Below are 1,710 nucleotides of genomic sequence, written 5' to 3' on the forward strand. Positions count from 1 at the left end.
GCTACGACCACATCTGGGACAGAATCGGACGCCACCTACCCTGGGTCGCTACGCAGCAAATCACAACTCACTGGCTCCGACACACCACACTCACCTGGGTCGAACGCAATTTCGGATACGCCCCAGCACGCGCATTCGCGGCCCACGCCGAACCCAGCGGCCAAGACGGCACCACACTCACCTACGTCCGAGCATCCCTCGAAGAAGTCGCTCAAGCCGTAGCCGCACTCACTGGTGAGGTCCACCCCCTCGCGCCATCGCCTGAAGGATCCATGCCGACCCAAGCATTCGGTGAAGTCTTCTGACCATTCGCGTCGGCGTGAGCGGGAACCAGCCAGGTGGGGCTCGATATAGGATCGTCGCGTAGAAAGATGCATCGACCGATATTCCAAGGTCACCGAATTCGGTTGTGTTCAAGCACTCACCGGTGGCGAGAACAGCTCAGGCATCCGATGCACCACGCCAGACCACTCGCCGCATCTGTCGGGCGAACCCGATCCGGTGCTGATGCGGCAGCAGGAGATGAGCAAGGTCGAACACGAGTTCCAGGCATCGATTGCGTTAGTGGGATAAGGCTGAAACATGTCATCAACGATCGATACCGTGCTGCGCCAAGGATGCGAAGCTCGTGGGCTGGACCCGACAGACGCAGTCCTCATTCACCATTCGAGCAACGCCGTCTACGTGCTCCCACGCCATGACGCAGTCGCACGGGTCAGCCGGACAGAGGCGGATCCAGACCGACAGATCCGCACATACGCCGTAACACAATGGCTGACCACCGAACACAATTTCGATGCCACAGCCCCCCTTCCTGGGGTGGAACCGATCGAGGTCGCCGGACACACCATCGGATTCTGGACCTACTACCCACAGACAGACGACACCCCGGCGCCGACCTCCACAGAACTCGGGCGGCTGCTGCGCACCCTGCATGACCTCCCCGCACCGCCGGCCTTGGAATTGTCGACATGGACGCCCCTGGAGTCGCTGCGCGGGGCACTACTGGAAAAGCATGCGTCCGACTCGATCACACACGACGAACAATCCTGGCTCCTCGAACGCATCGACGAGATCCGCAAAGAGCTCAGTGAGCTCGACTGGCCCCTCGGACTCGGGCTCATCCACGGCGATGCATGGGCAGGAAACCTACTGTGGGACAACCGAGCCGATCCCAAGACGGCAATCCTCGGCGACTGGGACTGGGTAAGCATCGGCCCCCGCGAAGTCGACTTGATCCCCACATGGCACGCTTCGGTCCGCTACGGACGCGACCACACCTGGGTCCGCAACTTCATCGACGAATACGGCTACGACCTGTCCGCCTGGTCCGGCTACGACTTGCTACTGGACATGCGAGACCTCGTACAACTAACCGGCCCCCTCCGCCGCGCTACGAGTTCACCCGAATACGCCCAGCGACTACGCCAACGACTAGACGACATCCGCGCAGGCAACCGAGCGACACAGTGGAGCCAGTACCGAACACAAGGCAGCTGACCTCGCCCACCTACCGCGCCGCCGGTCGAGCAGCTGACGGGACCCCGCTACGTCAGCGCAGAGCTGACATGGCAGTTGGCCGGGGGCGTAAGGGATCGATGTTACTGCCATTTCAGAATCTGCTGTCGCTTCCCCACCACGTACAGCGCACCGCATTCGAAGGCTCACTAAAGCTCGGCCAAGTGCAAGCCCTCCGAGACCATATCGAGG

At 61.6% G+C, this 1,710-nt stretch carries 1 protein-coding gene; it reads left to right on the plus strand.

Annotated elements, in window-relative coordinates; genetic code table 11:
- Positions 1 to 582: 582 nt before the first annotated feature.
- The gene (locus tag ACL03I_RS39270; RefSeq protein ID WP_412808636.1) at positions 583 to 1,500 is read left to right on the plus strand and encodes a phosphotransferase; all 918 of its coding nucleotides are present in this window, start codon (positions 583 to 585) and stop codon (positions 1,498 to 1,500) included.
- The last annotated feature ends 210 nt before the right edge of the window (positions 1,501 to 1,710 follow it).

It is taken from the genome of Nocardia sichangensis (genome assembly GCF_047200615.1).
GTDB lineage: Bacteria > Actinomycetota > Actinomycetes > Mycobacteriales > Mycobacteriaceae > Nocardia > Nocardia sichangensis.